Below are 14,801 nucleotides of genomic sequence, written 5' to 3' on the forward strand. Positions count from 1 at the left end.
CGCGTCAGAACGTGTACGCCTCCAGGTCGCAGTCCGCACGGATACCACGGGCCGCCGCGATGGTCGCCGGGTGCTGGGTGCCCAGCACCCGGCGGAACCGCTCCAGGGCGTCGTTGTGCAGTTCCTCGGCCGACCGGCTCTCGCCCAGGGCGCGCAGGTCAGCCGAGAGATTGACCGCGCAGGCCAGCGTGGTGGGATGGTCCTCGCCCAGCCGCTCGCGACAGGCGGCCAGGCTCTCGGTGTCCAGGCTGTGCGCCTCTTCGTAGTCCGCCAGCGTGTACAGATCGCTGGCCAGATTGATGGCGCAGGTGAGGGTGCAGGGGTGGTCGGCCCCCAGCGTTTCGACGAAGACCGGCAGCGTCTCCTTGTTGAGCGCCAGCGCCTCCTCGGTCTCGCCCAGCAGCCGGAGTGTGACGGCCAGGTTGGTCGCCGCGCTCGAGGTGTAGGGGTGCCGGGGGCCGAGGATGACCCGCAGATCCTCCAGGGACTTTCTGCCGAGCTCCCGGGCGCCGGAAAGGTCGGCGTTCTGGCGCAGATCCATGGAGAGGTTCATCTCCGTCGTGGTGATGTCGAGGTTGGGCTCGATATAGCGCAGCCGGTAGCTGTCCAGGGCCTGCCGGGTCAGCTCGATCGCCCCCTCGTGATCGCCGGCCTTGCGACGGGCCACGGCCAGGGTGCGCATCGCGACCACGAACACGGGCGCGTTGGGCGGCACGCTGCGCAGCGCGAGCGCGAAGGTCTCCTCCTGCATCGCACGGGCGGCGTGGTACTGGCCGATGCCGCGGGCGTCGCTGGAGAGGTGGGTGGAGAGCAGGATCGTGGTGAGGGAGTCCTCCCCGAGGACGATGGCCGCGGTGTCGCGCGCGGACTGGTGGATCTCCTGGGCGAGTGCGAAGTCGCCTACGGCGCGGAGCGCCAGCCCGTAGTCGTTCGCGGCGGCCAGCGTGTACGGGTCCTCCTCGCCGAAGACGCGGAGGCCCCTGGTCCACCGGTCCTTCTCCAACTCGACGGACCTGGCGTAATCCCCCTGGAGACGGGCGCTGTTCGCGACGGCCCCCATGGTCGCGATGGTGTCCTCGTTGTTCTCGCCGGCCTGTGGGTGGGCCCGCAGCAACTCCAGGATCCGGTCGTTGAGCTCCCGGGCCTCCTCGTAGTGGCCGAGCGAGGTCAGCGCGTGGCCGAGGGTCCGGGACGCGGCCAGCGTCTCCAGACTGTCCTCGCCCAGCGACTGGCGCCAGGTCTCCACCACCTGGCTGCCGAACTCACGGGCGCCCTGGTGGTCTCCCCAGACGAACAGGAAGCTGATCAGGTTGCGCACCATCTGCCGCACCCATTTGTCATCGCACTCCATGGCGCGGGAGGCGCGGACATGGGACAGTAGATCGGCGTATCGCGGCCAGTTGGCGGGGGCGACGTCGTTGGGGTCGCCGTAGGCGAGCAGTACATGGGCGCTGTGCCGCATATCCGCCTGCTGCTGGTGGGACATCTGACCCATCAGCACCGCCTGCACCAGCCGGTGCATTTCGATGGTGTTGTTCCGGTGATTGATTTTGATCAGCGCATAGCGATTGATCTCACGGATCGCATGACCGAGCTTGATCGGATCCTGCAGCACCTCCGAGAGCTCGGGGGAGAGGGAGACCCCACGGACCCCGGAGAACAGCCGCCGCGAGATCGGCTCCGGGGCGAAGAAGGAGCACACCTGTAGCAGTTGCAGTGCCCCGGGATGCTGCTCCGCGAGCCGCCGCAGCGACATGTTCCAGGCCGCGGCGACCGGTTCGGGGTAGTCGACCGGGACGCCCTGGGCCAGCAACTCGGCGCGCCGGGTGCTGACATCGGCCCGCTCGTCCTCGAAGACGTGCAGATACTCGTCGACCGGCATACCGGTCTCGATCAGCCATGCGGCTGCCTGCTCGATCGCCAGCGGCAGATCGCCCAGCGCCTCGGCCACCCGGTCGGCCTGCTCGTCCGGCAGCTCAGGGCCCCGGCGCCGCAGCAGCTCGATGCTCTCCTCCCGGTCGAAGACATCCACCTCGACCGTGCGGGCGGCACGGGACCACTGGGCGTTGCGGGAGGTCACCAGGATGCGGCCGGGGCCGCCGTTGGGGAAGAAGGGGCGTACCGTATCCAGCTCTTCCGCATTGTCGAAGACCAGGAGCCAGTCGCGGCAGGGGCGGCCGGTGCGCAGCGCCTCCAGGACGCTGGGCACGGCGATGTTCGACTCCAGGCCGACCTGCAGCCCCAGCCGGTCCGCCAGTTGCACCAGCGCCTGGCGGATCTGCTCCGGGCGCTCGGCCGGGATCCACCACACCGCGTCGTAGTCGGAGGCGTGCTGGTGCACGTACTCCAGGGCGATCTGCGACTTGCCCACGCCGCCGAGCCCGTGCAGGGCCTCGGGGAGCACGGCGGCCGTGCCCTCGCTGCTCAGACGCTCGTGCAAGGTGTCGAGCAACGCTTGTCGCCCGGTGAAGTTGTTGTTCCGGGGCGGGACGTTCCCCCAGATGGCCGGGGGATCCCCGGCGCGGCGCTCCTCCACGGCGGGCAGGGACCGGGCAGCGGTCACGGGCACAAAACTTCCTCTCGGGTGCTCAACCGCCGCGCCCGGCGTGCCGTGCGCCTGCGGGGGTGATGATTCTTCCTTGGGGGAGGTCGGCTTGGAACGTGACATCTTGGCGTTACTCACCGCACTTCCCCCATGTGGTGGGTCTTCAACTGGTCCGGCGCCGCGTTCGCCCGAGCGGCCGAGCGCTTGCTGAGCGAGCGCGGCGCGTGCGTGAAACGTCCGTGCGCCCTCCAGGTAGGGCCCGGAGAGCGCTTGGTAGACCTTCTCCTGGACGCGCATATAGGGCAGGAGCCGCTCGGTCTCGGGCAGCTCGGGCAGGGTCCCCGAAGGGTGATTGAGAGCGTCCCGCAGCACGTGCAGGGGTTTCCAGCGGCGGCCGAGCCGGTCCAGGACGCTGCGCAGAATGTACAGCGACTCGTCCCGCATCCCGGCCGACAGCAGTAACTCCCTTACCCCCTGGTGGAATTCATAGCCAATTCCCGTTTCGTCCAGGGGATCAGCGGCTCCGACCTTGCGCAACAGCCCGCCCAGCAGAATCTCGGCGAGGTCGCCGGGGCTGCCCTGTGGCTCGTGCATCCCTTGGACGAATTCCATCACCGGGATGTTCAGCGGGGCGGCTGCCAGCCGGGAGGCCAGTCTGAAAGCGCTCGGAGACGCGGTGGCACGGAAGCGGAAGACCCGGTCCCGGGCGGTGGGCTCCGGCTCCCGCTCCCAGCGCTCGGCGGGCACGCCCGGCAGCAGCGCCAGGGTGTCACGGCCGCGAGTGGACGGCTGGGTCACCAGTAGTGCCCAGCGGTGCAGCCACCGCGCTTCGAGCTCCAGCATCGGCACCGGGGGTTCGCCCCCTGGCCAGGGGGCTCCGTCGGCGCGCTGCCAGGTGCCGTTGGGCGCCCCCGGCTCGGGCACCCGTACCCGTACCCGCTCGGGGATCAGCCCGGTGTGGTGCCACTGCCCCTGGTTCAGCACATGCAGTACGGCGACCGTGGCATGCCGGGCCCAGCGTCCCAGCGCCTGTTTGCCGCTGTCGTCGGCCCACGCGGCGCCGATCCCGTCGGTCAGGACGAGGACGGCCCGTCTGCCGCGGGGCGGGATGCCGTCGACGGGGGAGCGGCCGCCGCTCCGCGCGCGGTCGGCTGCGCTCCGGCGGTCCGCCGGGTCCGCGGGGAGCGGGTGGTCGCTGTTGATCCGCTGCACGCGGACCATACGGAAGGCGCCGGTCCGCTCGAGGATGGTGACCAACTGGCCGACCGTTTGCCGCCACACCACCATGGAGCTGCTGGAATCCACGACGAGGACCATGTCCATCCAGCGCTCCCGCACCGGCACACACGCGGGCAGCCACAGCCCCTCGCGCGCGGCGCGCTCGGCCGTGGCGTCCTCGTCGATCTCGTCCTCGACCGGCGAGGGCGAGGTGCGCTTGAACGGCCGAAGCGCCCGGGACAGGGCGCGCTCCGCGGTCGGCGGGGAGACGGCGGTGAGCCGGGGGGCGCGGGTGACGACCTCGGCGGCGATCGCCCGGACAGGGGTCTCGTCGGCCGGGGCCGGGGCGCCGACGAGCTCGACCGGGCGCGGAGCGGTCCAGACCAGGTCACCCTCGGGGCGCGGCGCCTCGTTCTCGGTGTCCGTGGGCGAGTCCTGCGGCGGATCCGGGGTGCGCGGCGGCTGATCCACGGCGGGCGTGGGGGAGGGTGGGGCGGGGGTGGGGCGGGCGGCCTCGCGGTCGGTCTCCGCCTTGCAGACCGCGAGCCATAACGCGTCGGCGATCTGCTGCCAGTCGAGGTCCGGCCGGCCGCGCTCGGAGGACCCGTCGGCTGGGTCGTGTGTCATGGCTTTGGGCCTGCTGCATCCAGCCGGTGCCAGACGGCGTGCAGTAGCTCCTCCCATTCGGGACCCGGAACCTGGGCCTGAGACGTCACCAGGTACACCGCGTTGAGCAATTGGTCGGCCGCGAGCCCGCCTTCGAGCCGGCTGCGTTCGAGGAACATCTGGATGAGATCCAGGGCCCGCGGATCGTCCGCCCGGCCCAGGTGCGCGGCCACGATCGCGGCGAGCCGGTCGGCGTCCGGGTCGGGCAGTCGCAGCTGCAGACAGCGGCGGAGAAAGGCGGGCGGGAATTCCCGCTCGTCGTTGCTGGTGATGACGACGATGGGGAAGGCGCGGCAGCGCACCCGGCCCGAGGCGATGACGGTGCTGCGGTCGGGGTCGTCGGTGAGCACCCGGACGGCCGGGCGGCGGCTGCGGATGCGCACCAACTCGGGAACGGCGTATTCGCCGGCCTCGAAGATGTCGAGGAGGTCATTGGGCAGATCGATATCGCTTTTGTCGAATTCGTCGATGAGCAGGACGCGGGGCAGCCGGTGCGGCAGCATCGCCGTGCCCAGCGGGCCGAGTTGGAGAAAGTCCCCGATGTCCTCCGGCCCGGGCTCGTGCAGCTCCGCGTCCGCCGCCTGTCCGGCCGCCGCGGCGTGCACCCGGCCGACCGCGTCGTAGTCGTACAGACCCGACCGCAGGGTGGTACGGGTGGTGATCGGCCAGCGCAGCACCCGGCCGAGCCCCAGCTCCCTGCTGATGCGGTACGCCAGCGTGGACTTGCCCGTCCCCGGGCGGCCCGTGACCAGAAGGGGACGGCGCAGAATCAGTGCCGCGTTGACGACATCGGCCTCTTCCGGGTCCGACCGCATGCCCAGGGGAGCGGCGCCCAGCCGCCGGGCGGCGTCCTGCTCGTCCTCGGGCGGCGCGGGCGGCTCGGTCGGTGCCTCGCCCTCCCCGTCGCTCTCCGATGCCTCACCCGACGATTCCCGTGCTCCGGCCTCGAGGCCGTCCGCGGGGTCCGGGGAGACGCCGTGGAAGGTGCGCCACGGAGGCGGCGGCGGAAGGATCTCTTCCAGGCTGACGTCGTGCAGGGGGCGGCCGGTGCCCTGATAGATCCACCAGGGGCGGGGGACGCCGGCCGACGGCGGGCCGACGCGGGACGCGGAGCCCGGATCGCCGTTCGCGTGTCCGTTGTGCCGACTCGTAGGCCCTGCGTCGGTCATCGACTGCCCACCCCCTCGTCCGGCCCCGCCAACCGTCCTTGCGTCGACACGGGACGGGTCGGGTCGTCCCAAACGAGCATGACATGTTGCCCGAGGTGCTGCTCGCGTTCCGCGGAGGCTAACCCTTGGGACTCCACCCGCAACTCTTTCACGGCTTCGCGGAGCCGTGCCAGGTCCCCGGTGGCCTTTTGTCTCAAGTGATGAGCGAAGTCCGGATCCCGAGGGTGCCGCCGGTCCCAAACGACGACGGGGATGCCCGCCCGCCACGCCGCCGAGGCCTGTCGGCTACCCTCCTGGCTCGCGCCCGGCGGCGCGTTCAGGACCAGGGCGACCACATGCTCGTCGGCGTTGAGCCGGGCCAGCAGGGCGCCCGGGTCACCGGGGGGCGGACTGTCCGGATCCGTCCCGTCGACGACGAGGTGCCGGGACCGCTCCGGCTGGGAGCTGAAGGTCTGCCACCGCTTCTTCCAGGGGCGGTACCAGTGCCTGTTCTGGCTGCGCTCCAGGCTCCGTACGACCACCGGGTAGGTGTCGCACAGCGGGGTGGGGAAGTCGCTGTCCAGCTCATGGCGCCACATATGCACCGGCAGATGAAGGTCCTCGGCGCTGAGGACGAACTCCAGGTGGATGCAGTGCGCGTCCTCCCACTCCGCCGCGGCCTCACGCACCAGGTCCTGTACGGCGCGCTCCGCCGTGGCGACCGAGACCGTGCTGGCCGGGCCGCGGACCGGGTACCAGCCCGTCGGGTCGTAGGCGTGCCACGAGGAGAGCTCGTACCGGCCGGGCTCGTCCCGCGGCAGCAGCTGGATCACCAGATAGGCGTCGATCGCCTCGGCCGGGGCCGCGTGCCCCACCTGCTGGCGCAGCGACCTCAGCGGCGAGGTCAGCGACAGCCCGCCTGCCTGCTCGTCCGCCCAGCTCCGCAGGTGGTCGGCCAGTTCCAGCGGCCGGGCCGACGCGGCCAGGTACTCCACCAGGGCCAGGTTGGGCGGCAGGCCGTCCGGCCGGGCGTTCATCCGGCTCAGGGTCTCGAAGGCGTGCCAGGGGCCGGTGACCGGCGGCACCTCCTGCAGCGGCCCCGCCGCGCCCTGGCACAGCCGCGTCAGCTGCGCTACCTCCAGCCCTTCGAGCAGTGAGCGAAGCCGCTCGGTCGCGTCCGTGGGCAGCGCCGGACGGGCCGTCATCTGCTCCATGACGGAGTCAAGCCCCGTCATGGCGGGCGCGTCCGGGGCCAGGATCGCGAGTGACCCGCGTAGCGCCCACATGAAGCGCTCGTTGTCCAGGCATTCCTTGGCCAGCTCCACCAGGAAGTAGTTGGTCACCCGGTGGTTGCGGACGGGCAGCACCTCGTCCAGTTCCCTGGCGACCAGTTCCAGACACAGCTCACGGGAGTCCGGATCCATCAGACACCGGAACTCTTTCAACGCCGTGACGAGATGTTGGACCAGTCTCAGGCCGCCTTCCCCCGTGGCCGCCATGCATGAACCTCCCGTGCCCCCATCACCGGTCCCCGTCGCCGGTGATCTTCTCCGGAACCCTGCCACAGGCGGTCCCCGCCCGGCCCGGACTCCGGACAACTTGTATGCCCCGAACGCTTCACCTGACACCCCGTAAGGCGCGAGAGTCGCCCCCGTCACATGGCGCCGGTCCCGGACATGCCAGGTCACGGGCGCCGCGCGGCGGTCAGCCGAGGCCGAGCGGCTTCAGCCGAGCGATCAGTTCCGCCGTGGCCGGGGCGTCCGGCGCGATGACCTCGAGGACGTCAGCCAGGGCGTCCCATGCACCGTACGCCTCACAGGTGCGCAGCAGGGCCAGGGCCTCCGCCCGGCTCGCCGACTGCCTGGCCACCTGTGTGCCGACGCCCGGCAGTTCGTCCAGCAGCTGCTGCCAGCTGGCCGGGGAGGACAGCCCGGGGACGGCGAGCAACAGGTCGGTCAGCTCGCCCAGTTCGCGAATCCTCAGCTTGCGGGGGGCGGCGTGGCGTGGCGTGGTGGTCGCGGTGGTCGGCTTCGTGGCGACCGTGGGCAGTCGGCGGAGCAGTTCGAAGGCGAACGCCGCCGCGTGCCGGGAGGCTACGGGCTGCCAGTGCTCGTCGTGCGCCTCGTCCTTGTCGGCGAGCAGATCGGAGATCCCGCGGATCACCAGGGCGTCGACCTGCCGGTTGACATACGCGCCCGCCAGGAAGCCGAAGCCCTCCATGTCCACCGCCACCGCGTCGCCCGCGCCCGCCGTGAGCCGGCGGCCGACCTCCGAGCGCTGGTGAGCCACCACCCGGCCGCCCGCCGCGATGGGCTTGACATGGGCCCTCGGGCGCGGCGCGGCGTCGCCCCCGGCGGGGCGGATTCCGCGCTGCCACTCGTCGTCGACCGCGACCATCCTGGCCAGCTGGACCAGGTCGTACGTCGGCTGATGGGTCTTCTGGCGGGGCAGAAAGGCGTCCTCGGTGTCCTTGCCGGTCTCGTAGTCGTACACCGCCTCCGCGGCCACCACATCCCCCAGGCCCACGTCCTTGCGGCCGCCCGCCACCCCGACGAACAGCAGGGTCCGCGGGGCGAAGAGCGCCGAGGCCCGCTCCACCAGGGCCGCGGCGCCCGGGTTCCCCGGGCCCGTCATATGGATCGCGACCGAGGTGCCGGGATGGTGGCCCTCGCGGAAGACGCCCACCTCGAACAGGGACCCCCGCTCGGCCGCCACGGTGCGCAGCTCCTCCAGATGCGCCCGTACGGCCCGGTACTCCACCTCGAGCGCGGTGAGGATGACCGCCTCCGCCCGCGCGCCGCCCGCCGGACCCCCGTTCCCGTCAGACCACACCTTGTCCCCCTAGGTCGCGCATGTCCATGCGGTTCCATGCTGTCAGGTGGTGTCAGGGCCGGTGCAGATCCGCGTACAGCACGATTTGCACCGCCAACACCGCGATCAGCAGGGTTTCGGCCACCGAGATCGCGACGAGCGGCGCCTTGGCCGGGCCGCTGGTCCAGTAGACGATCAGGGCGGCGATCGGCGCCACGGCGAAGAGCAGCAGGTCGGCGGCGAGTTGCAGCCGCTTTCGGGAGATCCGGCGGCGGTCGTCGCGGTGGGCCGTCTCCCAGCCGAAGACCCGCGTCCGGTCGGGGCCCAGCGTGGCCAGCCGTGGGTCGAGGTCCTGGCGTATATAGCGGCCGATGGCCGAGATCTTTTCGTCGTTGACCAGATAGGTCCAGCCCAGCAGCACCGAGGCCGGGGGCAGCAGCAGAAGCAGTTCGGGCCGGCCGCCGCCTTGCAGCGAGAAGGTGATGATGGCCGCCATGGAGGCGAGCGTCGCGTAGAGCAGATTGTCCCGGAACCCGATACGTGCCCGCTGTTCCTCCTTCACCTGCTCGTATTCCACGATGAGCAGCCTGCCGACGACGGCTTCCTCGTCCCGTGACACACATCCCCCTCGACGAGCTCTCGCGCCCCGATGCCCCGGACCACCGAGCGTAACCGCAGACGGCCGACGGCAGCGCATAGATTTGCCATGCACCGACGGAACGACGAAGGCGAGTTGCACCGATGAGTCTGTACGACATTCCCCTGCACACCCTCTCCGGCGAGCCCACCACCCTCGGCGCGCACCAGGACACGGCGCTGCTGCTGGTCAACGTGGCCTCCAAGTGCGGGCTGACCCCGCAGTACGAGGGCCTGGAGCGGCTGCAGCAGCGCTACGCGGAGCGCGGCTTCACCGTGCTGGGCTTCCCCTGCAACCAGTTCGCCGGTCAGGAGCCCGGGAGCAGCGAGGAGATTCAGACGTTCTGCTCGACCACGTACGGGGTTTCCTTCCCGCTGATGGAGAAGATCGAGGTCAACGGCGAGGGGCGGCATCCGCTGTACGCGGAGCTGACGAAGACCGAGGACGAGGCGGGCGAGGCGGGCGACGTCCAGTGGAACTTCGAGAAGTTCCTGGTCTCGCCGGGCGGTGAGGTCGTGGCCAGGTTCCGGCCGCGGACCGAGCCGGAGGCGGCGGAGGTCGTCGCGGCGATCGAGGCGCAGCTGCCCCGCTGAGCCCCGGAGGCTGGGCAACCACCGCACACCGGGCGAACGCCCCCTCACCGGCCCGCGAGGAAACCGCCCTCGCGGGCCGGTGGGCCGAAGGGGCGCGTCCGCCCGCGCCGGAGGCGCTGATGTCGCTGTGAAAGGGAGAGCGCGCGGAGGCCGCGAGGCTGCAATCGATATGCGGCTCCGCCGCGCGGGTGGCCGAGCACGGTCGACCGTCGACAGGGGCTGTAGCGCCCCCTGGGGACACCTCCCAGCGGTAGCTGGGGGAGAACCGAGCCTCGAAAAGGGAGCCTGGCCGCGTATGTGCTTCCTCAGAACCTGCTCAAACCCGTGGCCTGCGCGTTCTCGGTGGCCCGCGGCGCAAGTAGGCTCATCGCGGCACCAGCACACGTACGGGGGTACACGCGGTGGGACTCGGGGATTTCATACCTGATCCGGTGCAGCGCTTCGTCGACGGCCAGGTGGAGAACGTCGGCGAAGCCATCGACGGGGCGGGCGACTTCACCGCCGACCGGCTGGACGACATGGGCTGGTCCGGCGGGGCCGACTGGCTCCGGCGTACGTCCGACTCGGCCGCGAACGCGCTGGGCGCGGACGTCGAGGAGATGGGTCTTGACCAGACCGAGGACCCCAAGCAACTCGTCCACGGCAGCCCCGACAAGCTGCGGGCCACGGCCGACCACCTGACCACCTTCGAGAACGCCTTCAACGACGTCGGCAAGGGGCTCCAAGGCGTCGGCCCCAACGCCCTCGACACCTTGAAGGGACGGGCCGCCGCGGCCTTCACCCGGCAGGTGTCCGCCGAGCCGAAGAAGTGGTACGTGGCAGCCGACGCCTGCGGAAAAGCGGCAGCGGCGCTGCGCGAGTTCGCCGAGACGGTGGAGTGGGCCCAGAAGCAGGCGGACGACGCCGTTCGCACCTACCGCAGGGGCAGGAAGGCGTCCGAGGCGGCCCGCGACGCCCAGCACGCCGAGACGTCTGCCGACCACGCCCAGCCGTCCGCCGGTCACGGCCCCGGCAGCGCCGATATCGAGGCGGCCAAGGACATCCTCGGCGAGGCGCGGAGGCAGCGGGACACGGCACACCTCACCGCTCAGCGGGCGGTGGCGGCGGCGCGGGACAAGGCCCCGCGTAAACCCTCGTACCTCCGGCGGGCGGCGGACGGGGCGGAGGGGCTGCGGCTGGACGGGAGCCACTTCGTCGGTGGCGTGGTCAAGGGCACGGCGGGTCTTGTGAACTTCGTCCGCTCCATGGACCCCCTGGACCCCTACAACCTCACGCACCCCGCCGAATACGCCACCCGCCTCAACGACACAGCCGCAGGTCTGCTCCGGATGGCGAACGACCCGTCCACGGCGCTCAAGGCCATGTGGGACTCCTTCGAGAAGGACCCCGCGGAGGGCCTGGGGAGACTGGTGCCCGAACTGGTCGGCACCAAGGGTCTCGGGGGTGTGCGGTCGCTCGCCACCGCGGGCAAGGACCTCGCCAGGATCGCCGAACGGGTACCGGGCAGGGGCTGGAAACCCAGCAGTTGGAAGGGGAAGTTCGGCGGCCACGCTCAGCTCAAGAAGGACGGAGCCGCGCCGCACAGCGTGCCCGACCACGCCAAGACTCACGGCCACACCGACCCGGTGGACCTGGCCACCGGGAAGATGTACCTGCCGCAGACCGATGTGTCCCTGCCTGGCCTGCTGCCGCTGGTGTTCCAGCGCAGGGCCGAGTCCGGCTACCGCGCCGGGCGGTGGTTCGGCCCCTCGTGGTCGAGCACGGCCGATCAGCGCCTGGAGATCCTTGACCGGGGCGTCGTCCTCGTCGGTGCCGATGGACTGCTGCTGTCCTATCCGCATCCCGCCCCCGGTGTGCCGACGCTGCCCGAACTGGGCCCGCGGTGGCCGCTGGAGCGCACCCCCGACGGCGACTACACCGTCACCGACCCGGACACCGGCCACGTCCGGCGCTACGCAGGACCCGAGGGCGTGCCGCCCGGCGGGGACGGCGAGGCGCCGCTGACCGAGATCTCCGACCGCAACGGCCACCGCCTCACCTTCACCTACGACACCGACGGCACCCCCACGGGCATCGTCCACGACGGCGGCTATCACCTGACGTTCGCCACCGAGGGCGGGCGGATCACCGCCCTGCGCCTGGGCGACACCGAACTGGTCCGCTACGGCTACACCGACGGCGACCTGACCGAGGTCACCGGCTCCAGCGGCCTCCCGCTGCGCTTCGAGTACGACAGCGACCACCGGGTCATCGCCTGGGTGGACACCAACCGCCGACGCTACGAGTACGTCTACGACGACCGCGACCGCGTCGTCTCCGAGGGTGGCACCGAAGGCCATGTGTCGCTGTGCATTGACTATGACGGCGCCGGCGCCGGCGCCGACCCGGACACCGGCCACCAGGTCACCGCGGTCCGCACCCCCGAGGGGCACACCACCCGCTATCTGGTCGACGACCGCTGCCAGATCATCGCCGTCACCGATCCGCTCGGCAACACCGTCCGCACCAGGTCCGACCGCCACGGCCGCCCGCTGGCCCACACCGACGCGCTCGGGCACACCACCCGCTACGCCTACGACGAGGCTGGCCGCCTGGCCCGGCTGACCACTCCGGACGGCCACACTCGTACCATCGCCCGCAACCGCCTGGGGCTGCCGGTGGAGATCACCGACGCCGACGGAACGGTGTGGCGCCACACCTACGACGAACGCGGAAACCGCACCGCCACCACAGACCCCGCCGGCCACACCACCCGCTGCACCTACGACGAGCGCGGCGCCCTGACCTCGGTGATCGACCCTCTCGGCGGGACCACCCGGGTCCGCTGCGACACGGCCGGCCTGCCGCTGGAGATCACCGACCCACTGGGCGCCACCACCGTCTACCACCGCGACGCCTTCGGCCGCCCGACCACCGTCACCGACCCGCTCGGCGCCACCACCCGCATGGAGTGGACGGTCGAGGGCAGGCTCGCCGCGCACACCGACCCGGGCGGCGCACGCGAGAGCTGGCGCTACGACGGCGAGGGCAACTGCGTCGCGTACACCGACGCCCTGGGCCAGGCAACCTCGTACGAGTACACCCACTTCGACCTGGTCGCGGCCCGCACCGGGCCCGACGGCGCCCGCGTCGAGTACGCCTACGACACCCGGCTGCGCCTCACCCGGGTGACCGACCCGCAGGGCCTCACCTGGACCTACGAGTACGACCCGGCGGGCCGCCCGGTGAGCGAGACCGACTTCGACGGCCGTACGTCCACCTACCGGTACGACGCCGCCGGCCGGCTCGTCTCGCGCACCAACGCCCTCGGCCAGACGGTCGACTTCACCCGGGACCCCATGGGCCGGATCGTGCGCAAGGCGGCGGACGGCCGGGTCACCACCTTCGGCTGGGACCCGGCGGGCCGGCTGGCGTCGGCCGAGGGCCCGGACGCGCAACTCGCCTTCCACCGCGACCTGATGGGCCGGGTCAAGTCGGAGCTGTCCGGCGGACGGGTCCTGGCTCACACCTACGACGCGCTCGGCCGGCCCGTCCGGCGCGTCACCCCCTCCGGCGCGCTGTCCTCCTTCGCGTACGACGCCGCCGGCCACCGCACCACGCTCAAGGCCGGCGGCCACACCATCGCCTCCGCGTACGACGAGTCCGGCCGCGAGACCACCCGCCGCATCGACCGCGCCGCCACGCTCGCGCAGGTCTGGGACCCGGCCGGCCGGCTGGCCGAACAGATCCTCACCAGCCACCCCCAGCCCGCCGAAGAGGCCGCCACCGTGCAGCGCCGGGAGTACACCTATCGCGCCGACGGCCATCTGACGGGAGTCGCTGACCAGCTGCGCGGCGTCCGCGGCTTCGAACTCGACCCGGCGGGCCGGGTCACGGCCGTCCACGGGCCCGGCGGGCGGGGCGAGAGCTACGCGTACGACGAGACGGGCAACCAGACCTACGCCTCCTGGCCCGCGCCGTTCGCCTCGCACTCCGATGCCACCGGCCCCCGCACGTACACCGGCACCCGTGTCACCCGCGCGGGACGTGTCCGCTACGAGTACGACGCGGCGGGCCGGATCACCTTGCGGCAGCGGAACAGGCTGTCGCGCAAGCCGGACACCTGGCGGTACGCATGGGACGCGGAGGACCGGCTGACCTCCGTCACCACTCCCGACGGCACCGTCTGGCGCTATCTGTACGACCCGCTGGGCCGGCGCACCGCCAAACAGCGGCTCGCCGCCGACGGCGAAACCGTCGTCGAGCGCGTGGACTTCGTCTGGGACGGCTCCACACTCGTCGAGCAGACCACCACCGGGCAGGCCCGGCCCGAGCCGACCACCCTCACCTGGGACCACGACGGGCTCCGCCCGGTCGCCCAGACCGAGCGCGTCACCGACGACATGGGGCGTCGGGAGATCGACCGAAGATTCTTCGCCATCGTCACCGACCTGGTGGGCACCCCCCGCGAACTCCTCGACGAAAACGGCGACATCGTCGCGCGCCACCACGGCACCCTGTGGGGCGCGACCGGCCCCGGGGCGGCCGGGGAGGCGCATACGCCACTGCGCTTCCCCGGCCAGTACCACGACCCCGAAACCGGACTCCACTACAACCGGTTCCGCTACTACGACCCCGAGACCGCCCGCTACACCAGCCCCGACCCGCTCGGCCTGGCCGCCGCGCCCAACCCCGTCGCGTATGTGGCGAACCCGCACGCCTGGGTCGACCCGCTGGGGCTCTGCCCGTGTACGCCGGGCATGTCGCCGACGGGGCGGCCGGACGGCGAGACCGTTCTCAGCGGCCACGGAGCCATCTGGTCGGAAGACACCCGTCCGGGCCGAGAGCTCATGGTCACGGTCCCGAAAGGGACCAGACTCCACCTGTACGTCGACCACGGCGAGATGCTCAAGAATCCGAGGGCCAACCGCATCGAGCTCGGCACTGAGCCGGCGACCCTGGCCGAGGTCGTCGAACCGGGCCAACAGGTGTGGGACTACTCGCTCTTCCCGCCCGACGGTCTGACGATCATGGGCAATCCGGTGATGGTGACGAGGGAGACCCCGCTCTCGCAGCTGCTGCAGCCGAACATGGGCAATGTGCACTGGGCGGCGTGCCGGGAGGTCATACCCTGAGCGGGGGCCCGCTGCCCCCGCTCAGGCCCCGAACCGCGCTCCGCTCAGCCCCGCTCAGCGCTCCGCTCA

At 71.6% G+C, this 14,801-nt stretch carries 7 protein-coding genes; 2 read left to right on the forward strand and 5 right to left on the reverse strand.

All coding sequences use genetic code 11. The features are described 5' to 3' along the window. Positions 1 to 4: 4 nt before the first annotated feature. From fxsT to ACH4U7_RS09510, 5 genes are all read right to left on the reverse strand, one after another. Positions 5 to 4,390, reverse strand: a complete 4,386-nt coding sequence (fxsT, locus tag ACH4U7_RS09490; protein WP_398527379.1) for an FxSxx-COOH system tetratricopeptide repeat protein — start codon at positions 4,388 to 4,390, stop codon at positions 5 to 7. Further along, entirely contained in the window at positions 4,387 to 5,598 is a 1,212-nt protein-coding gene (locus ACH4U7_RS09495) for an AAA family ATPase (RefSeq protein ID WP_398527380.1), read from the reverse strand. The genes fxsT and ACH4U7_RS09495 overlap by 4 nt, the downstream gene beginning before the upstream one ends. Continuing rightward, the gene (locus ACH4U7_RS09500; RefSeq protein WP_398527381.1) at positions 5,595 to 7,076 is read right to left on the reverse strand and encodes a hypothetical protein; all 1,482 of its coding nucleotides are present in this window, start codon (positions 7,074 to 7,076) and stop codon (positions 5,595 to 5,597) included. Before ACH4U7_RS09500 ends, ACH4U7_RS09495 begins: the two co-directional genes overlap by 4 nt. A gap of 205 nt (positions 7,077 to 7,281) precedes the next feature. Next, a complete protein-coding gene (locus ACH4U7_RS09505) occupies positions 7,282 to 8,409 on the reverse strand; it encodes a hypothetical protein (protein ID WP_398527382.1) in 1,128 nt (375 codons plus the stop codon). A gap of 52 nt (positions 8,410 to 8,461) precedes the next feature. Continuing rightward, on the reverse strand, positions 8,462 to 9,007 hold the full coding sequence (locus tag ACH4U7_RS09510; protein ID WP_398527383.1) for a hypothetical protein: 546 nt from the start codon (positions 9,005 to 9,007) through the stop codon (positions 8,462 to 8,464). A gap of 122 nt (positions 9,008 to 9,129) precedes the next feature. On the opposite strand from ACH4U7_RS09510, the gene ACH4U7_RS09515 reads away from it, so the two are divergent. Continuing rightward, a complete protein-coding gene (locus tag ACH4U7_RS09515) occupies positions 9,130 to 9,618 on the forward strand; it encodes a glutathione peroxidase (protein ID WP_385613167.1) in 489 nt (162 codons plus the stop codon). A 401-nt stretch (positions 9,619 to 10,019) separates the two neighbouring features. Next, complete coding sequence (locus tag ACH4U7_RS09520; RefSeq protein WP_398527384.1) at positions 10,020 to 14,732, forward strand: putative T7SS-secreted protein; 4,713 nt, start codon at positions 10,020 to 10,022, stop codon at positions 14,730 to 14,732. The last annotated feature ends 69 nt before the right edge of the window (positions 14,733 to 14,801 follow it).

The organism is Streptomyces sp. NPDC020845, from assembly GCF_044334165.1.
Classification (GTDB): domain Bacteria; phylum Actinomycetota; class Actinomycetes; order Streptomycetales; family Streptomycetaceae; genus Streptomyces.

Excerpts from the sequence above, each read along its gene's own strand:
- fxsT (WP_398527379.1), bottom strand. The coding sequence starts at position 4,390 with ATGACACACGACCCAGCCGACGGGTCCTCCGAGCGCGGCCGGCCGGAC.
- ACH4U7_RS09515 (WP_385613167.1), top strand. The coding sequence starts at position 9,130 with ATGAGTCTGTACGACATTCCCCTGCACACCCTCTCCGGCGAGCCCACC.
- ACH4U7_RS09495 (WP_398527380.1), bottom strand. The coding sequence starts at position 5,598 with ATGACCGACGCAGGGCCTACGAGTCGGCACAACGGACACGCGAACGGC.
- ACH4U7_RS09500 (WP_398527381.1), bottom strand. The coding sequence starts at position 7,076 with ATGGCGGCCACGGGGGAAGGCGGCCTGAGACTGGTCCAACATCTCGTC.